The organism is Lactobacillus sp. ESL0700 (assembly GCF_029392095.1).
Lineage (GTDB): Bacteria > Bacillota > Bacilli > Lactobacillales > Lactobacillaceae > Lactobacillus.
The window spans coordinates 514488-532875 of the sequence record NZ_CP113930.1 but is presented as its reverse complement, the minus strand read 5'-3'; the positions used below and the strand labels follow the sequence as shown (position 1 = coordinate 532875).

Sequence of the window (18388 nt, the reverse complement as noted above, 5' to 3'; positions counted from 1 at the left end):
ACTATCTCCCATTGCAACGTTGTAAATATGTAAGCTGATTAGAACGAAAAAAAGACCTAATAAACCCTAAAACAGGGTATTATTAGGTCTTGCCGGCTTTATCCGTAACTAATCCAATATTTTAAATATAAATCGCTTACAAACAGTATATTAACACAGTTAAACTTATTGTCAACGCTTTTTTGTAGGTAATAAACTTTAATTATTTACTTATTACTATCTATAACTCTCACTTTTTAAGTTATTTGAACAGCCAATTTAAATATTTAATGCCATTACTGACAAGGGCTAATAAAAAACTACAACTTTACCAGCTGTAGCTTCTATGTATATTATTAATTATAAAATATGTAGATAAGTCAGGCCAACAACAAGTACCATCATAATGACAATTGTTAACGCTGCGTGTTTACCGTTCATCTTTTTCAAAATATAATAAACAGCAACGGTTACCAATAAGCTCAATAATCCTGGCATTATTTTATCCAGCATAGTCTGAACACCAATTACATTATTACCTACTTTGCTAGAAACATTGGAATGAACCGCAATTTTTAATGGTGTCTTTACTTTGATAACAGTTGAAATCAATGCACCAACAACCATTAATCCAACAACATTTGCCATTGTCGAAATACGTTGAATTACGTCGCTTTGTTGATTATTATTTAAGAAATCAATTCCTTTTTTATAACCAAATGAAACTGCATAATATCTCATTCCCATGTTAATGATGTTATATAAAATAAACATCAAAATTGGGCCAAAAATACTACCACCAAAAGCTAACGAAGCCCCAATACTACCTACAATTGGTAACCAAGTAAATTTAATTAAACTATCACCTAAACCAGCTAAAGGTCCCATTAATCCTGTCTTCAAGGGATTAATACCATCTTTTTCATCTGGTGAAGTAGTTTCTTCCATTGCGGCAGTCAAACCTAAAATAACAGCATCAAAGTTAACATGCGAATTATAGAATACTAGTTGACGTTTCATAGCTTCTGATAAGTCTTTTTTATCAGGATAAATTTTTGCTAATGCAGGTGCAATTGCACGCATGAAGCCAACGCCTTGTAAAGTTTCATAGTTTAATGTAATTCGCATTGTATTCAGACGCATAAACATGCGCCAAATATCGCGATTATTTAATTTATGTTCTGGCGCGATCATTTTCTCTTCTATCATAAGTCATAATCCTCCGCATCTTCATCAACTTGACTTTCAGAATTATTAATTTCACCTGTATTACCAGCTACTGCCTTAACTTCAGGTTCACGAGTTGCTCGTTCGTATAAAAATGCAAATACTAATGCGATTAATGTAATTGGTAAAATATCCAATTTCATGTATGAAGAAAATACAAATCCTAAAATAACGAACATCCACAATTCGCTCTTTTTAAGCATTGTCATCATCAATAATGCGATCCCGACTGCAGGGATAATCGAACCAGCTGTGCTCAAGCCATTAACAATAAATTTCGGTAGATCATTGATAGCTTGTTGAATCGCACCAGCACCAAATTGTAAAGCTAAAAATGTTGGGAAACCACAAGCTAACCCGTATAAGATTGCAGAAGGCCATGTTAGCCAATATGTGCCCTTAACATCTGCATTATCAGCTAATCTTTTAGCCCAGCCATTAAGAGAACAGTTTACTGTTTCAATTAAAACCAATAATTGTTGGGCTAAAATTGAAGTTGGAACTGCTAAAGTAATAGCTGTAGCAATCATCGTTGAAATTGATCCATTGGTATTACCCATAATAGCTAGGGATGTACTAATCATCGTACCAGTAATTAAATCAGGAGCCATGTAAGCACCAACGTCACCGATACCCATCCACATTATTTCAAGAGTAGCACCAATTGCTAAACTAGCCTGTAAATTTCCTAAAATAAGGCCAACTAGCGGTGCCATCAGTAGTGGTCGTCTAAACATCTTGGTACTAACATTATCAATTCCTAATAAGAAGGCTAAAATAGTTAGAATTAAGACTTTCATTTCTTCAAGACCTCACTTAGTTTTTCAGCTCCATCTGTTGGAACCATTTGAATTTCAATATCTACACCCTGTTCAAGCAATTTTTCTAAAGCAGCACGCTCATCATCAGTTAAAAATACCGCTTTAGTGTATTGTTTACGTTCGTCATTTCCTCGAATTCCACCAATGTTTAATTTTGGTATCATATAACCACTAGCAACAATATCCTCAACTGTAAATGGTGAAGCAAATAAGAGCATAGTTCTTCTGGTTACTGGATTATTAGGTACAATTTTCAAAAACTTTTCAGTTGTGAAGATATGTAATTTAACATTGCGTGGGACACTCATCTTCAAAACATTTGATTGAATTTTATCCGCTGCAACTTTATCATCCACAATAATAACTTGTTCAATTTGCTTAACATTTAACCAAGTTGTTACAACTTGTCCATGAATTAATCTATCGTCTATTCTACAAAATTCCACTGCCATCGTCTTCTTGCTCCTCTTCTTTAAATCTTTCTGATATATTTTGAAAACCCATATTATATGAATTAGTAAGCGACTCTGCTAATTCATCAAGTGACCTATCACGATTAGTAAATAAATCTAGCAACATTGGTAAATTTAAGCCACTTAATACTAGAACGTTGTCTTTTTCCAAGCAAAAAGTGCCACTAACATTAGATGGAGTACCACCTAAAATATCAACCAGAATAATAGTCCCCTTACTCGTATCTAAATCTGTAAACATTTGTTGCATTTGAGCTTTAGCTTGTTCTAAATTTAGATTCTCTGTAACTGCCAAATATGCACAATTATCTTGCTTTCCAACGATCATTTCTGCACTTCGAAGTGCTTCTTTTGCTAAATATCCATGACTTGCTAAAATAACTGCAACACCAGGTGTCTTATTCTCCATGCTGTATCCCCTCTTCCAAATAAAAATCTCTGGCTTGGTTAATTTCTGCCATTGTTAATCCAAAATGTTGTTGGAAATAGTTATCAGAACTGCCAAAATCTTTTCTGATTTTATTCATAGCGGCTTTAATGTAATCTTCTCTTGTATCAATCATAGCCATTAAATAGTCAAGATATTCTTTCTTCTGAACTAATTGATGATATAAGTCATACTTTAATTGATTCCGCTCTTTACGAATGATTTTAGTCAACAAATAGTCATGAATAATATCTTCATCTTTAATATTTAGCATTAGCAAAACTAACATAGAGCCAAATCCTGTTCTATCCTTGCCTCCCCGACAATGATGGAACAATGGTAAATTTTCCTCACGAACAATTGCTTTGAGTAACCGTCCGTATGCTTTTTGAGCAATCGGTGATGTTACTAAATCTTCGTAACTAGCAATTACATTCTCGCCACGGTCATTAAGATATTTTTCTGGAACCTCGCCATTTTCAATGGACTCAACTAATTTTTCGTTTTCCCCCTTAAGATCAACTACATTAGCAGCAGCCTCAGAAAAACTAGACTGTGGATCACAATTTAATACCTGTAAAACAGTCGGAATAAACTTATTAGGATGATACTGACGTTCATGTGGTGAGCGATAATCAACAAGGGTACGCAAATTATAATTAGTTAAAAGCTTTTGGTCATCTTCATCAAGTTTTGATAGTTGATCACCACGAAATAGTACGCCCCATTTTAGAAATCGCCCGTCATTTGCTTCATAGCCACCCATGTCACGAACGTTAATTGCGTTAGCAAGTGGGATGACTCTTTCAGCAAAAATATTAGTTGAGAAACTATTATCACTAGCTTTGATTATAAAATATTTAGGTAATTCCTTACGTGGTACAATTACCTCAAAATCGCCATTATTGCTAGTGGCTAAAATTGTAGTAATATTTTCTGCAGAAGGTTGTGAGCCCGCTAATAATTGATATTGCTTTTGGGTCGAATTTAGCAACTTAATCATTAACTTATCAGAATCCCGCTTCATATAAATATTAGATAAAACATACGGTTGTTCTTTCATTTATCTTGTAACCCCTTTCAGATTAGATAATACTACAAGAAAATAATTTTCGCAATATGATATTTTGTAAAATAATTTTCAAAAATAGTTAAAAAGAGTATAATGATTTGTATAAAAGAGAGTTTTATTGCATATATATCTAGCTATTACGAGGAGGAAAATATTTTGAATCCACTAGTTGCTATCCAAAAAAATTATTTAATTTTTTCTAAAAACGAAAAGATAATCGCAGATTATATTTTACAAAATAGTCCTCAAATAAATAATATGAAGATTAAAGACTTGGCAAAAAAGACCTCTACATCTTGTGCTTCAATAACCAGATTTGTTAAAAAAATTGGTTGCCAAAGTTATTCAGACATGAAGATTAATATTGGACAACATTTAATTAGTACTGCTCCTGAACAAGAAAATGACATTTTAAATGAAGTATTTGATTTTTATCAAACAGTTATAAAAAATACTCAGCAAATGGTAGACCAAAATTTGATTAAAGAATTCGTAAATCTATTAAAAAAGCAAAAGCAAATTATTGTAATTGGTGCTAGTAGTTCAGGTACCTCTGCTCGAACCTTTGGCTTAAGATTAATGAGAATGGGCATTGATGCTTTAAGTATTGATGATCCGTACTGGATGCAAATGCGAGCAAGCATTGCTACTAAGCATGATTTGTTTTTTGCAGTATCCAATAGTGGTATAACTGATTGCGTTGTTAAAACACTAAATTTTGCAAAGAAGAAAGAAGCAAAAATTGTTTCTATTACAAGTTATTTAGATAATCCAGTAGCTCAATTAAGTGACCTTACTTTTCATGTATATAATCCTAGGTTTGCCAATAACAAAAAATTTATAAATTCCCAATTTTCAAACATGTATTTGATTGATATTTTGACCTCATACTTACAAGAAGAACAAAGTTTTAAAGAAGCCATGCAAAATACTAGAAAGGCTATCGGAGATAAATAACAAAATTGCTACTAGTTTTTTTGAATTTAACTTTAAACTGTAAATAAAAAAGAAACATACTAAATAGTTATGTTTCTTTTTGTGTATATAAAAATATTTGATCAACTAAAAAATTGAATTACCACTGACTGTCTTTTTATCTTCAACATTATGCTCAATCACATCCCAGTGCTCCTGCAGTTTTCCGTTTGCAATCCTATAAATATCACACACTTTATTGATGTGCCCATTTTCGAGCGTACATTTGAAAAACACCTGTACCATATTTTCGTCACTAGTTACTGCAAGCATCTCAATTTTAGGATTAAACTGCCAAAACTGTTTGATAAATGCGATAAAACCGCTCTTTTTATCGGCAACTTCTGGACTATGCTGACGATAATTATCAGCCATATAATCGTCTAAATTACTTAAATCGTGATTAGTAAAAACTTCATTGTAAAATTTTATGATTAATTCTTTATTTGACATGCTTTTCCTCCATCTGACTTTACTCAGATATTGTACTAAGTATAATTTTTATTCGTAAGCACTTTTTTAATTTGAAATAAAAAACTACGTTAATTTTTCAAAAATATGTCAAAATAAGTTCAAAATTATAGAAATATTTTGCTATAATTAATTCAAAGATGAATAAAGCTAAAGGGCGGTGGCTGTTTAATTCCAAGGAGATGGTTGCCTATGGAAACATGGAGCAAATTATTGAAAGGTATAGCAGCTAGTGAGCGTTTACGAAGCATTAATGCTGATGTTTACATTCGGTATGTTTATTCTGGCGTTGCTGTCGTATATCGACAACAATCACAAAAAATAAGTGTACTAAAAAAGCCGCCCATTACTTTAGCCAGTGTGTGACGACTTCTTTAGTCTAATATAACTGTGCCACCGCCTTTTAAGCGGAAACATCTTTTAAGAGCCAAGTTCAAGCTTGGCTCTTTTTCTTTATACGATTATTCTAGCATATAAATATTGAAAGCTAAACTAATAATTGTTAAAGAATTGCTTGAATAGCTTTGGCCACCCCATTATGTTCGCAATCATTGGTTATCATGTTAGAAACCTTTTTAACGTCAGTAACGGCATTCCCCATTGCTACACCAATTCCAGCGTATTTAATCATTGAAATATCATTGCTTTCATCCCCAATAGTCATAACATTTTCTGGCCTAATATTTAAGTGTTTGCATAAAATTGCAAGCCCAGTACCTTTATCTGTGTTTTTTGCTACACCTTCAAGGTAGATTGGTTCTGTTCTAGTAATGTCTGAAACTAGATTGGCTTTTGCAAACAGCGGATCACTTTCAAATTTGTCTAGTAATTTAGACTTATCAAGAAACATACACTTGTAAATTGGTATATTTGCCATTTCTTCTTTAGTTCGATAAGAGATTTCCATGTTTACAATGCGAGAATTGTAGACAGAATAGTGGCCAATGTCACGGTTAGCAGTATAAATACGTTCCGCATCTACTGCTTGAAAATGCAGCTGCTCTTTTCGGCTTATTTCTTCAAGAACTAGGTAATCTTGATATGAAAGGTGTTTTTCAGATAAAAGCTTGCCATTTGTGCATTGAACAACCGCACCATTAAAACCGACAATATATTCGTCATTACGGTTATTTATTTCTAACTCTTTAAGATACTTTGTTACACCCGATAAAGCTCTACCTGTACAAATTACTACTTTTATCCCTTGTGATCGTGCAGCTGATATTGTGTCTTTTACCTCCGGAGTTATTTCTTTTTTTGCGTTAACTAGAGTATTGTCAACATCAATACCTATAAGCTTAATTTCTTTATTAATTACATTCATTACCTTACATCCCTCTAAATATAACAATATAGTCAGTTTATAAATAGCACAGCAAAGGCTTGATTCAATCAGAACCAAGCCCTATTTGTTATTTCTTAATTACATTACTTTTATAAAGCTTTTCGTAAAGGTCAACCATTTCGCCAGCTAAGTCTCGGAATGTAATAGCGTTCATCATATGGTCTTGCGAGTGAACGGTTAACAGCGTGACCTGAGTATGATTCCCTTGAGCTTCTCTAGTAAGCATAGCAGTTTGCGAATTATGAGCTTCTAAAAGTGATTTATCTGACTCTTTTAGCTTATTACGTGCTTCTTCGAAATTGCCTTTTTTGGCTTCTCTAATAGCTTCAAAAGCTAGACTCTTCGCATTACCTCCGTTAGCAATCAAAGTCATTGCCGCTTGCAGAGCTTCTTGTTGTTTATCAGTTAATTCAGTCATCTTGTATCCTTACTATATATACAGGCTATTACGCATTAATTAATCTAATAGCGTTATTTAAGACTTCTTTGCCTTTCATCATGCCATAGTCTTGAATGCTAATGACATCAACTGGTATATCTTTGCCATTCCTACCAGTTCCTTTAGCTTTGTTATTAATAAAATCATTTTTCATGTATTTTACTTGTGGCCCTAAAAGAATACAGTCAATGTCGCCTTTTTGAATAAACTTGTCTGCTTCGGAAGCGGCACATGCAAAAATATTCGCATCGATTTCTTGACTTTTTGCTGCTTCTTGCATTTTTGTAACCAACAGGGAAGTGCTCATGCCTTGATTACAATTCAACATGATATTAATTTTAGCCATAATTCATATACCTACCTTAGTTTTTATAAATTATCATTTTTCAATTTTGCTATAATCTAAATTTTCACCATTAGTTTCAATAATTTGTTTATAGTAATCAAAGCTTTGCTTCTGCGAACGCTCAAGCGTCCCAGTACCATCATTATTACGGTCAACAAAGACAAAACCGTAACGTTTTTTCATTTCGCCAGTTCCAGCTGAAACTAAGTCAATTGGTCCCCACCATAGATAGCCCATAACATTACAGCCGTCTTTAATAGCTTCTTTGATCTGCTCGATATGCAGCTTCAAATATTGACAACGTGCTGGGTCATGAATAATACCATTTTCATCAGGCTTTTCATCAAGTCCTAAACCATTTTCTACGATAAATAATGGCAACTCATAACGGTCTGCTAGGATGTTTAAAACATAGCGCAGGCCAATTGGGTCAATTGGCCAGCTCCACGGCTTAGGAGCTTTAATAGTAAGGTATGGATTGTCTAAACCAACTGCCCCACCAGTATCAACTTTCATTTGGATAGATTTATCGTAAAGACTACTCTTGTAATAACTAAAGCCGATATAGTCAGAAGTGTATTTTTGAATTAATTCCAAATCATCGTCTTTAATTATTGGTGCTGAGTTATGTTCTTTCCAGATACGCTTAATGTATGCTGGATAGTGACCACGGCACATTACGTCAGTGTAAAACAGAGCGCTGCGTGAAAATTGATAAGCTCCCAGCACGTTTTCTGGGTCAGGGTTATTAGGATAAACAGCTATCTGCGAAAAGGAACACATCACACCCATTTTGGCTTCAGGGTCAATTTCTCGTAATTGTTTGATTGATACTGCATGTGCTACAAACATATTATGACTAGCTTGAAACTTATCCTGATCGCTAATTTCATTTAACGGGTCATCGGGATTTTTAGGTGGAACTGGTAAAATACCACCTGCTACGTATGAATACTTCATCGCATTATTGATTTCGTTAAAGGACATCCAATATTTAACACGTCCTTTAAAATGCTCAAAGACAGTTTGACTGTACTTGTTGAAAAAGCTAATCATTTTGCGATTAGTCCAACCACCGTATTTAGCAAGCAGATTAAACGGTGTTTCGTAATGGCTTAATGTGATTACCGGTTCCATACCGTATTTAATAATTGTATCGATCACTTTGTCATAGAACTCTAAGCCCTTTTCATTTGGCTTTGTTTCGTCCCCATTAGGAAAAATCCTTGACCAAGCAAAACTGGTTCTAAAGGCTTTAAAGCCCATTTTTTGCATGTAACGCAAGTCTTCATCAAAGCGATGATAAAAATCAATGGCTTCATGAGAAAGATAAACTTTATTGGGGTCTAGGTTTAATTCCCAAATAGACTTATCTTTGTTCCATTTAATAGAAGGATGTTTAGAGTGAATACCTACAACAGTATCAGTAACATCAGGTAATTTACCGTCTGCTAACCAGGCACCTTCAACTTGGTTAGCAGCAATTGCTCCGCCCCACAAAAAGTCTTTTGGAAAAATACTATTTGTCATGTTATTTCTCCATTTCTGCTTCAGCAGCTTCTCTTCTAGCAATTCTTTCAGAAACTTTCAAGAATGGCAGGTAAAGTAAGGCTTGTAGAATAACAATAATGACTTGCAAGGCAACTACCTTCCAGTCACCGCCGCTGGCTAAGAAACCATTAGCAAATGGTGGGATTGTCCATGGTACTAAAACGGTTAACGGCTTAATAAAGCCAATAGCTGTTGCGATGTAACCAATAGTAGTTCCCATAATTGGTCCAAAGACAAACGGGATCATTAATGATACGTTGAAGACTACTGGTAAACCAAAGACAATTGGTTCATTAATATTGAAAATAGCTGGTGCTAAAGCTAATTTAGAAACTTCTTTATAAGGCTTCCACTTAGTAAATAACAAGATAGCAATTAATAATCCCAAAGTTGCACCCGTACCACCAATTTGGCCAAAAATGATCCGGAAAGAATAGTTAATAATGTTTGGTGCTGTATGACCGGCAGCTGCAGCTGACATGTTTTCATTCATGGCAACCATTAAGGGTGCTTTCATAATTGAACTAGTAATGGTTGATGGATGAATACCAATTGAAAATACAAAGTTGGCCAAGCCGAACAAGAACGTAAAACCAGCAAAACTATTACCCACTTTGGTTAATGGCTTTTGAATGGCCATTGCAATAACATCGACTAAACTTGTGTTCCAAAAGTCAATCAATAAAGTACATACCAAACAAATTACGCCAATAGTGATAAAAATTGGAAGCATTAATTCGAAGCTTGAAGCAACTGCAGGTGGTATCCCCTGTCCTAAATTAATCTTCAAGGACTTTAATTTGGATAGTTTAATAAATAATTCAGTAGCGACAAAGCCAATGATAATACCGGCAAACATCCCGTTAGTACCGATTTTATCGTAAGTAACAATGTTAGCCACGTTAATCATTTTAGTTGAATTAACAGCAGCTACTTGGTTAGTAATTGGCATAATTGCAAACATACTAGCAATAGTAACTATGACGGCAGTCATTGGATTATCAAATTTTCTTGTTTTGCAAAGATAGTATGAAATCATTGGTGCAACAAGCATTGCAGAAATATTTAAAGTGGCATTATTTAACAAAGTACCAAAGGTTTGTAATTTGATTAACAAATCCCCTTTGGCCACAGCTGGAAATACTACACTATTTAATAAGGTAGCCAATCCAGCTAAAACGAACATTGGCATAATTACTTGAAAAGCATCTCTTAAAATTTTTAAATAAGTAATATTGCCAATTTTGGCCGCTATTTCGGTAAAACGGTCAGTAAGTGACATTTTATTTTCATTCATTTGAGAATAATCCTTCCTCTAAAAAGTTTTGACAAATTGAAATTAAGCACTTAATCTGTCTTTATGGTATTACGTTAAAGCGCTACCAAAAAGATAAAAATTGACACCTATTGTGTAAAAATTTGTCTTTCAGTAAAACGTCTTGAGAAAGGAAGTCATGATGGGTTATAAATCTATGAATTATAAAGTCGGTCAAAAGTACGCAGTACAAGTGATTAAACACGATACTGGTAAATATTATCTTCCTAGCCGCTGGCATAATTCGATTGAACTTTTACTTTGTTATAGCGGAATGGCAACTGTAAGAATTGGTTCCAAGCAGCATGAAATACACAAGGATGAAATCCTGTTTATTAATAGTACGAAAGCACATTCGTATGAAGCAAAAACACCCTTTGTAATTCTCACTTTAACTATAAATAAGGAATGCTTAGGCAGTTATCAAGAGATATTTCCCTCTTTAGAATTTAATACCCAGAAAACCAAAGAAAACTTTCAGGACTTAATAATTTTACGTAGCCGGATTGAAGAATTAAGAGCAATTCAGAGCGAAGAAAAGTTTCGTGGTATTGAATTTAGAGCAAATGTTTGCATAAATGACATTATTTATTTACTGTTAACAAAAATGGAAATAAGCAATTCTAATGAGGAATCACTCCGAAAATCTAAGCGCTATGAAGAAACAATTTCGAATATGATGCTGTATATTGAACAAAATTATGAGAAGCCACTTACTTTAGAAGATACTGCTGCATTCTTTTCTTATTCTCCTTCCTATTTTTCTAAATTTTTCAGGAAGCATACCGGTATGTCTTATACAGAATATCTTACTAATGCTAGATTGAAGCATGCTTATTTTGATTTAACAATGACTGATTTATCAATCACTAAAATCGCTTTAAAAAATGGATTTTCTAATTCTAGAGCTTTTAGTACATACTTTAAACGGCTTTACGGCTATAACCCACAGGAATATCGCAGTAACAATAAAGCTCGCACATCAACTAATAAAAGAGAAAATTAAATAGATAAGCAAAAAGACTAGCACTGATAAAATATCAGAAGCTAGTCTTAATCTAAAAATTATTTCTACCTATTCTACTAACTTACCATTTTGGTAAACCAGTTTATCCTTTTGAGCAACTGCCTTAATATCTACTAGCGGGTTATCCTTCAAAACAAGGAAATTGGCCTTCTTACCAGCAGTCAAAGTACCATAATCCTCACTAAGCTGGATTAATTCCGCAGCGTACTTGGTTGCACCCAATAAAGCCTGCAGCGGTGTTGCGCCAACCTCAACCAGCAGCTGCATTTCCGTAGTTGTCCCATTATCAAACCGGTTAAATGGGGTTCCGGCATCAGTTCCAACAACTATGCGCACACCCTTTTTGATTGCCTTGCTAATATTTTCAAAGAAAGCCTTCTTGACTTTAGCATTCTTAGCAAGCATGTAGTCGGGAATTGAACCTTTGGGAGCATCAAAAATACATTGACAAGCATTCATCGTCGGCACTAAACAGGTCTTTTGCTTAATCATCATATCCATCTGGTTCTCGTCCACATAGACACCATGCTCAATCGAATCAACGCCGGCTTCGAGCGACAATTGAATCCCGCGATTTCCCTGAGCGTGTGAAGCTACCGTCATGTGCTTAGAGTGGGCTTCCTCAACTGCTACATTTAGTTCTTCAGCGCTCAACTCAGTATCATCAACGCGGTCAGTTGGCGACATTACGCCACCTGTTGCCATGACCTTGATGTTTTTGGCGCCATGCTTGAATTCTTCGCGCACCGCTTGACGCATATCAGCACCACAATTAGTCAAGTGCCCCCAAACATCCCTGCCGTCATCACCTTCTGGAAAATCTCCATGACCACCCAAAATACTCATCGGTCTACCTGAAGGCACAATTTCTGGACCTTCAACTCGACCTTGATGCATCAATTTCATTAACTTAATGTCCGTGTCACTAACAGCACCACAGTCGCGAATTGCCACTACCCCGTTATGCAATAAAACCTTCAAATTCTTAATTGCGTTAACAGTCGCCTCTGTTTCCGACAAATAAGCCGTGTGGTTATTCATCGGATCCATCATGATATGCGTGTGGGCGTTAATCAACCCCGGAATCACGTACTGACCCTGCAAGTCAACTCGTTCATCAGTAGCTGGTTCTGGGCCGTGGCCACTAGCCCCAACTAATCCATCATCATCTACTAATAACCATGCATCGCGTTGCAGTTCTTCATTTTCTGCATCGAATAAATTGCAATTTGTGTATAAAGTTGTCATAAATTACTCCTTGATTAATATTTTTATTTATTTTTAATTTAATGATTATATTTTATGATTACTGGTAATTTTTTACAACAAAATTTGCGATAAAATTGTTGCTAAATCGCAATATTTAATTTATAATCAATCTCATACAATTTTAATCATCAAAAATAACTTTGTATCCTCCTAGAATTACTATGATTTTGAATAACACCAATTTATTAAAAAACGTCTCTTCACTTAACTGCGAAAAGACGTTTTATTTATTCAATTTTAAAATGATAAAAGCCCGAACTCATCTGCTTGAGCGTTGCAATCACCGATGGTTTATTAAGCTTCTTACCTGTTATCAAAATTTGAAATTGCCCGTCACTATCCCTTAGTTTGGCAGATGTCGGGTGAAAACCATTCCGCTGGTAAAACCGCAGTCGTCGCACACGTTGGCGATAATTCTTAGCACTCTTAGTAACCGGCTCAATATCTAGGGTCAATTGCTGATCAGGGAATTCTGCCTTAAGATGTTCCAAAATTTGCGTGCCATAGCCTTGGTCGCGCAAGTCAGGATTAACTGCCAGATAGACTAAATAAATAATGCGTTCGCCCACAACATAATAGACTAACCCGCAAAATTTTTCATGATCATAAAGCGTCTTAAACTGGACACGCTTGTGCAACGCCATCAAGTTGAGCTGCCACAACGGAAATTGTTCCCACTTGGGAAATGCAGCCAAATATAATTTTTTAGCCTCACGGTACTCATGATTAGGATATACAACAGATTTAGAAATTAAAATAATATCATCCTTCCTTTTGGATTACAGTAATTGCAGCAAATTCTGGTTGCAATTTTGTCAGTAAATCGCGGTAAATTTTGAATAGTTGTTGATACCTAGGCAAATTAGCGGGGGTGGGCAAAAACTTGGCTTGCACGTCGTGCTGCTGTGCTCCATCTTTAAAAGCAGCAATCTTCTGCACGGCTTTGATCCCCACAATATTTGCTCCCAAGCAAGACGATTCAACGTCGGCAGGTACAACAACGGGATATTCGAGAATATCTGCCAAGATTTGACACCACAATTTTGACTTCACCAAGCCCCCAGCTGCAAGAACGACGCTAGGATGCCCAACAACTTTTTCAAGAATTTGCAAAACATGCTTCAGGTTGTAAGCAATGCCTTCAAGCACAGCGCGGATCATATCACTCTGGTCGTGTACTTGGCTCAAGCCGAAAAAGGCGCCGCGAGCATTGGCATCCCACAGCGGTGCTCGTTCACCACCTAAAAATGGATAGAAAATTAGGCCATGAGCACCTGCAGGTGATTGAGCTGCCAGAGAGCTTGCTTGCTCGTAAGGCAATCTACTCCCCTGCGGCAACAAATTCCTAACCGCCCATTCATACACGCTGCCGCCGCTGTTAACCGAACCACCAACCACGTAATGCTTACTATCAAGCAGATAACAAAATGTCCTTGCATGCTCATCAAGAACGGGATGGTCGGTGATCACTCGAAGTGCACCAGAAGTGCCAACAGTCAGCGCCATCACACCCTGTTCAGTTGCTCCCAAGCCAACGTTGGATAAGGCGCCATCAAATGCTCCCTGAATAAAGGTGACATCTTCAGGACAGCCAATCAAGCTGGCATACTTGGACTTGAGCTTAGGCAATTGTTGGTACACATCAACAATTGTCGGCAGCTGTTCGGCCGTAATTCCCGCAGTCTGCAGAGCAACTTCATCCCAAGTTAAAGCTTTTATGTTAAACAAACCCGTGCAACTAGCAACCGACATGTCCATTTGCCAAGCGCCAAATAAGTGGTAAATAACATATTCCTTAATGCCGCAATAATAAGCAGCTTTTTGAAAAATTTCTGGCCTGTCGCGCTTCAGCCACATTATTTTAGCCAATAACGACATGGGATGGATTGGCGTTCCCGTGTTTTGATAAATCTTCTTCCCCAGCGGCGTGGCCTTTAACTCCGCCGCATACTTCGCTGAACGGGTATCGGCCCAAGTCTGTAACCGCGTTAACGAATGAAAATCCTTGTCTAAGGCAATCAGGCTTTGATTAGCACTGGAAAAAGCGATACATGCCAAATTGTCATCCTGAAAATTCACTTTGGTCATGACCGCACGCAAAACCTCAACAACTGCGTCCAGAATATCTGCCTGATTTTCTTCTGCCATGCCTGTTTCATCACGAAACAACTTGTAACCTCGATGACTGCTGGCAACCACCTGATTGTCATGGTATAGCAGCGCCTTAGTGCTTGTCGTACCAATATCAATGCCAATTGAATAATCCACAATTTCCTCCTGTGTCTATTTTCCTTCTTTTAAGTATACCGCGTAATTGGGCTTTTAAGCACATTAAAAAAGTCTTCTCACATCGTGGTGAAAAAACTTTTTTGGGAAATTTATTTAATAGTGTAGCTTACTTGCTTTGTAATATCGCAGACCTCAGCAATTTTCGTCATAATTGCAAGAATATCACGAGCTGAATAATTAGTTTCAATTTGAAGGCCATTCTTCAAAGTTGATGGGCTACGCAAACTTGAAAATAACTTTTTCTGTAAACTTGGATCCTGCTTTATTTGCGTTAAATTGCTGCTATCCTCATCCCAAAGATAATCCAGCAACGTAATTAAAACTGAGCGCCAAGATGTCACTGAATAGTTGGTATCGCCAATAGTAAGTGAAGTAGGTTTTCTACCAGTAATATTGACTTCATCAGTAAGATTATACTCACCAGCTAATATCTGCTCAGCTTGCTTCTCACTATAAACCTTCGGTTTAGGAAAAATCTGCAATAATTCCGCAATTAACTGTTTAGCTCTAGTAGTTATCGCTGTTTCATCCCAATTAGAATAACTTTGCGCAACTTCACGAGTTAAATTAATGTTTGAATCACGGTAAAATTCTTTCTTTTCTGTAAAAGTTCGATTGCTCATTTCTTGGTTGTACTTAGTCAACGTCAAGTTACCCAAGCTGCCACCATATTGCTCATTAACCCGATCCGCATTTGTGACCTGCACACGCCAGTCGGTCGTTAAGTGCTGCGGCATAATATGCTCAACTTGCGCATCTTCAAAGTTAATTACTTCTTTAGTGCGACTTTCTTCTAGCATTACCAAAGTTAACTTAGCCATGTTATTACGCAACTTATATAAATTAGTGGTCATCAGACTAGCCTTTAGTTCACTGTCGCTTGGAAAAGTATTCTTTAAAAGTCTAAGTTCTCGATCCAATAAATAATCGTCGTCTTCACAAAGCGCCACTACAATCTTATTTAAACCACTTGTCGATCGGCTGCAAATTTTAATCCGAAACAAATAATTCTCAAGTACTGCCATAAGTTCAATAATTTGATCTGAATCAATTTCTTCATCTGCTAGCAATTTTAACAAATATGGATATAAAACCCTGCTGTCCATAACGTTAATGTGCAACAAAATTTTATTTAATACTGGCGACGCAGTATTTGCCTCTAATAATTGTTTGTAAAGTCTAGCGAAATTAGTCAGCTCACGCAAGGCACTCTCAGAGTTCAATTGTTTATCATAAAAGAAATTCTTATAGGCAGCATAAACATGGTCCTTTTTAACCATTGCACGCGTCTGCATAATTAAATAATGCCGCAAAAATTCTGCAAAAGTCTTCGTTGAAAAAAGTGCTTCAATCTTTAGCCAGTATTCTTGATACAATTGCTGCTGCTCATCAGTATTTAACCCCATTAACAAAAAGTTACGAACTAAATCTGATGCTGATAAGGACTTCCCAGTTGAATTCAAGCTTTCAAAAATTTCTTGAGGATTTTCACTATTGTCATGTTCTAATTCAATCAAAACTAATTCAAAATGATTCATCGCTTGATATAATTCAGCAATTTTAAATGGACTATTCTGTATTTTTTGCTCAAAAAAGTGATAATTTTCAATAATCTTAGATGGTTCAGAACATTCTGCCAGCTTGTTATTCATCACCGCATTAAAAGCAGCAATATCATGCTCAATCGGCTTAAACTTCAAATGATTATTGGTAGCTAAATATTTATTAAATAAAAATTCCTCTTCAATTTCTTGGCGATGTTCTTCATCCTGATTAGCTATTGCCTTTAACAACAAAGTTAAAGTTGTCAATCGCTGCTGCCCATCAATAATGCGATTGAGATGACTTAGATTCGAACCAGTCTCAGAAACATAAACAATCGTCCCAATAAAATGATCGCGATTGTTTTGTGCAGCAAGTACAAGATCGTTAAAAATCTGCTCACACTGCTCTTCGTCCCACTCGTAGTTTCGCTGAAAAACAGGAATTTCAAAAATAGTTTTGTTCTGTGCTAAAAAATCAAATAAATGTGTGGTGTCAGCTTTCAATAATTAACTCTTTCTCAGTGTTCATCCTATCAAAAATCCACTTCATCCAGCTTATAGCTGTACTATATCTTCTGTTGATAGTATCACCATTAATAGACGTTTCATTGGTTAATAAAATATTTTTTACAACTTTACTATGTATTCTTAAATCATTTTTTATTATATATTTAAAAATATCATTAAATGTTTTTTGGGATAGAACTTGCTTTATAATTATTCTATTTCTTTTATTAAGACTATCTAAACTAATAACATATTTTCCTAATTTTGATAATTTAAAGTTAAATTTACCCTGAACCTTTTCTTTTTCGGCCAAACCCAGATAGATAAGTGCATTAGCATAATAATCACCTTGTCTAGGATCAAAAGCACACTCTTTTGCAATTTGCACTTTTGTTTGTGGTTTCTTTAAAAAATTAAGTATTTTTATCATTAAAGCAAAATTATTGGCTTGAGGAAATATTGCCTTTTTTGTTTTATTTGTACTCTTCGCACTAATTTCTTTAACATCTTCAACAGAAATACCTTTATCATTATCAACTATAAAGCTTATCTGTTTTATTTTATAAATACTTGAATAGTTACTTTCATCATCAAATTTAAAAATATGAAAAGTATAAATATCGTCAGTATAAGTAAAATAAACCGGAATAATACATTTATTCAAATTTAAATTATAATAAAATCTATATGGATAATACAATTGCCTGATTAAAAAGTCTTGTGGTATCTTACTTTTAGCTTCAATTAGCATTAAACTATTTAATCCCTCAAATGCACCATCTATTTCCATCTGACTGTTATTAACTTGAAAGTCATACTTACTATTATCATATAAATCGATACTATAATTAAATTTACCAGAACTTTTTCTTCCAGTTATAGTACTTACTGGCTCAGGTTTACTAATGAGAGAAAGTTCATTTAAAACTTTATCAATCATTCCAGTCGCTTGTGCAACATTCAATGCCATTTGTTCAGAAGTAATATTAATGCCATTAAATGATTTAATCCAACTTGGTAATTTGACTTTTATCGGTTTTATATCATTTACATCCAATTTCTTGTATGCTTTAAATTTTCCAAGAACATAGGTTCCACGCGAATCGGGTAATCTAGAGATATTATTATCTTTGAAAATTTGTGGTCTTGCTTTGGACCAGTCAAATTTAGTCATTAATCTAGGTTCTTCATGAGAATATTTTTTTAATTCATCTGCACTGATTTTATATACTTGTGTATTTTTAAATTTGTTATTCAATTGAAATATATTAAAAATATTTTCCCAAGCTTTATCATTTCTAGTCATTGATT

The 18388-nt window shown here is 35.1% G+C and carries 18 protein-coding genes; 2 read left to right on the top strand and 16 right to left on the bottom strand.

Annotation, left to right across the window (positions count from 1 at the left end; all coding sequences use genetic code 11):
* Window positions 1–339 precede the first annotated feature (339 nt).
* Genes OZX63_RS02710 through OZX63_RS02690 form a run of 5 tightly spaced genes read right to left on the bottom strand, consistent with a single transcriptional unit; the run spans window position 340 to window position 3990 of the window.
* Complete coding sequence (locus OZX63_RS02710) at window positions 340–1188, bottom strand: PTS system mannose/fructose/sorbose family transporter subunit IID (RefSeq protein WP_277144360.1); 849 nt, start codon at window positions 1186–1188, stop codon at window positions 340–342.
* Complete coding sequence (locus tag OZX63_RS02705) at window positions 1185–2006, bottom strand: PTS sugar transporter subunit IIC (RefSeq protein WP_277144358.1); 822 nt, start codon at window positions 2004–2006, stop codon at window positions 1185–1187. The genes OZX63_RS02710 and OZX63_RS02705 overlap by 4 nt, the downstream gene beginning before the upstream one ends.
* Window positions 2003–2479, bottom strand: a complete 477-nt coding sequence (locus OZX63_RS02700; RefSeq protein ID WP_277144356.1) for a PTS sugar transporter subunit IIB — start codon at window positions 2477–2479, stop codon at window positions 2003–2005. Before OZX63_RS02700 ends, OZX63_RS02705 begins: the two co-directional genes overlap by 4 nt.
* Complete coding sequence (locus OZX63_RS02695) at window positions 2460–2909, bottom strand: PTS sugar transporter subunit IIA (protein ID WP_277144354.1); 450 nt, start codon at window positions 2907–2909, stop codon at window positions 2460–2462. Before OZX63_RS02695 ends, OZX63_RS02700 begins: the two co-directional genes overlap by 20 nt.
* Window positions 2899–3990: a tyrosine-protein phosphatase gene (locus OZX63_RS02690; RefSeq protein ID WP_277144352.1), complete on the bottom strand. Its 1092-nt coding sequence runs from the start codon at window positions 3988–3990 to the stop codon at window positions 2899–2901. The genes OZX63_RS02695 and OZX63_RS02690 overlap by 11 nt, the downstream gene beginning before the upstream one ends.
* Before the next feature lie 165 nt (window positions 3991–4155).
* Between OZX63_RS02690 and OZX63_RS02685 the strand changes: the two genes are divergently transcribed.
* The gene (locus tag OZX63_RS02685) at window positions 4156–4956 is read left to right on the top strand and encodes a MurR/RpiR family transcriptional regulator (RefSeq protein WP_277144350.1); all 801 of its coding nucleotides are present in this window, start codon (window positions 4156–4158) and stop codon (window positions 4954–4956) included.
* 105 nt (window positions 4957–5061) lie between these two features.
* Here the strand turns inward: OZX63_RS02685 and OZX63_RS02680 are convergent, their stop codons facing one another.
* From OZX63_RS02680 to OZX63_RS02655, 6 genes are all read right to left on the bottom strand, one after another.
* Entirely contained in the window at window positions 5062–5427 is a 366-nt protein-coding gene (locus OZX63_RS02680; protein WP_277144348.1) for an ester cyclase, read from the bottom strand.
* Between the two features lie 520 nt (window positions 5428–5947).
* Window positions 5948–6769, bottom strand: a complete 822-nt coding sequence (locus tag OZX63_RS02675; protein WP_277144346.1) for a Cof-type HAD-IIB family hydrolase — start codon at window positions 6767–6769, stop codon at window positions 5948–5950.
* A gap of 88 nt (window positions 6770–6857) precedes the next feature.
* Complete coding sequence (locus tag OZX63_RS02670) at window positions 6858–7208, bottom strand: PTS lactose/cellobiose transporter subunit IIA (RefSeq protein WP_277144344.1); 351 nt, start codon at window positions 7206–7208, stop codon at window positions 6858–6860.
* Between the two features lie 28 nt (window positions 7209–7236).
* The gene (locus OZX63_RS02665) at window positions 7237–7575 is read right to left on the bottom strand and encodes a PTS sugar transporter subunit IIB (protein ID WP_277144342.1); all 339 of its coding nucleotides are present in this window, start codon (window positions 7573–7575) and stop codon (window positions 7237–7239) included.
* A gap of 33 nt (window positions 7576–7608) precedes the next feature.
* Complete coding sequence (locus tag OZX63_RS02660; RefSeq protein WP_277144340.1) at window positions 7609–9105, bottom strand: glycoside hydrolase family 1 protein; 1497 nt, start codon at window positions 9103–9105, stop codon at window positions 7609–7611.
* A 1-nt stretch (window position 9106) separates the two neighbouring features.
* On the bottom strand, window positions 9107–10423 hold the full coding sequence (locus tag OZX63_RS02655) for a PTS transporter subunit EIIC (protein ID WP_277144338.1): 1317 nt from the start codon (window positions 10421–10423) through the stop codon (window positions 9107–9109).
* Window positions 10424–10580: 157 nt separating this feature from the next.
* Here OZX63_RS02655 and OZX63_RS02650 point away from each other — a divergent pair, with 157 nt between their 5' ends.
* Entirely contained in the window at window positions 10581–11447 is an 867-nt protein-coding gene (locus OZX63_RS02650) for an AraC family transcriptional regulator (protein ID WP_277144336.1), read from the top strand.
* Window positions 11448–11516: 69 nt separating this feature from the next.
* On the opposite strand, the gene OZX63_RS02645 is transcribed toward OZX63_RS02650, so the two are convergent.
* From OZX63_RS02645 to OZX63_RS02625, 5 genes are all read right to left on the bottom strand, one after another.
* A complete protein-coding gene (locus OZX63_RS02645) occupies window positions 11517–12716 on the bottom strand; it encodes an amidohydrolase family protein (protein WP_277144334.1) in 1200 nt (399 codons plus the stop codon).
* Window positions 12717–12964: 248 nt separating this feature from the next.
* Window positions 12965–13432 (bottom strand): GNAT family N-acetyltransferase, encoded by a 468-nt coding sequence (locus OZX63_RS02640; protein ID WP_277144332.1) that lies wholly within the window; start codon window positions 13430–13432, stop codon window positions 12965–12967.
* 67 nt (window positions 13433–13499) lie between these two features.
* Window positions 13500–15005 (bottom strand): gluconokinase, encoded by a 1506-nt coding sequence (locus tag OZX63_RS02635; RefSeq protein WP_277144331.1) that lies wholly within the window; start codon window positions 15003–15005, stop codon window positions 13500–13502.
* Window positions 15006–15115: 110 nt separating this feature from the next.
* Window positions 15116–17074: a DUF262 domain-containing protein gene (locus tag OZX63_RS02630; protein ID WP_277144329.1), complete on the bottom strand. Its 1959-nt coding sequence runs from the start codon at window positions 17072–17074 to the stop codon at window positions 15116–15118.
* Complete coding sequence (locus OZX63_RS02625) at window positions 17064–18383, bottom strand: hypothetical protein (protein WP_277144326.1); 1320 nt, start codon at window positions 18381–18383, stop codon at window positions 17064–17066. The genes OZX63_RS02630 and OZX63_RS02625 overlap by 11 nt, the downstream gene beginning before the upstream one ends.
* Window positions 18384–18388: the final 5 nt, after the last annotated feature.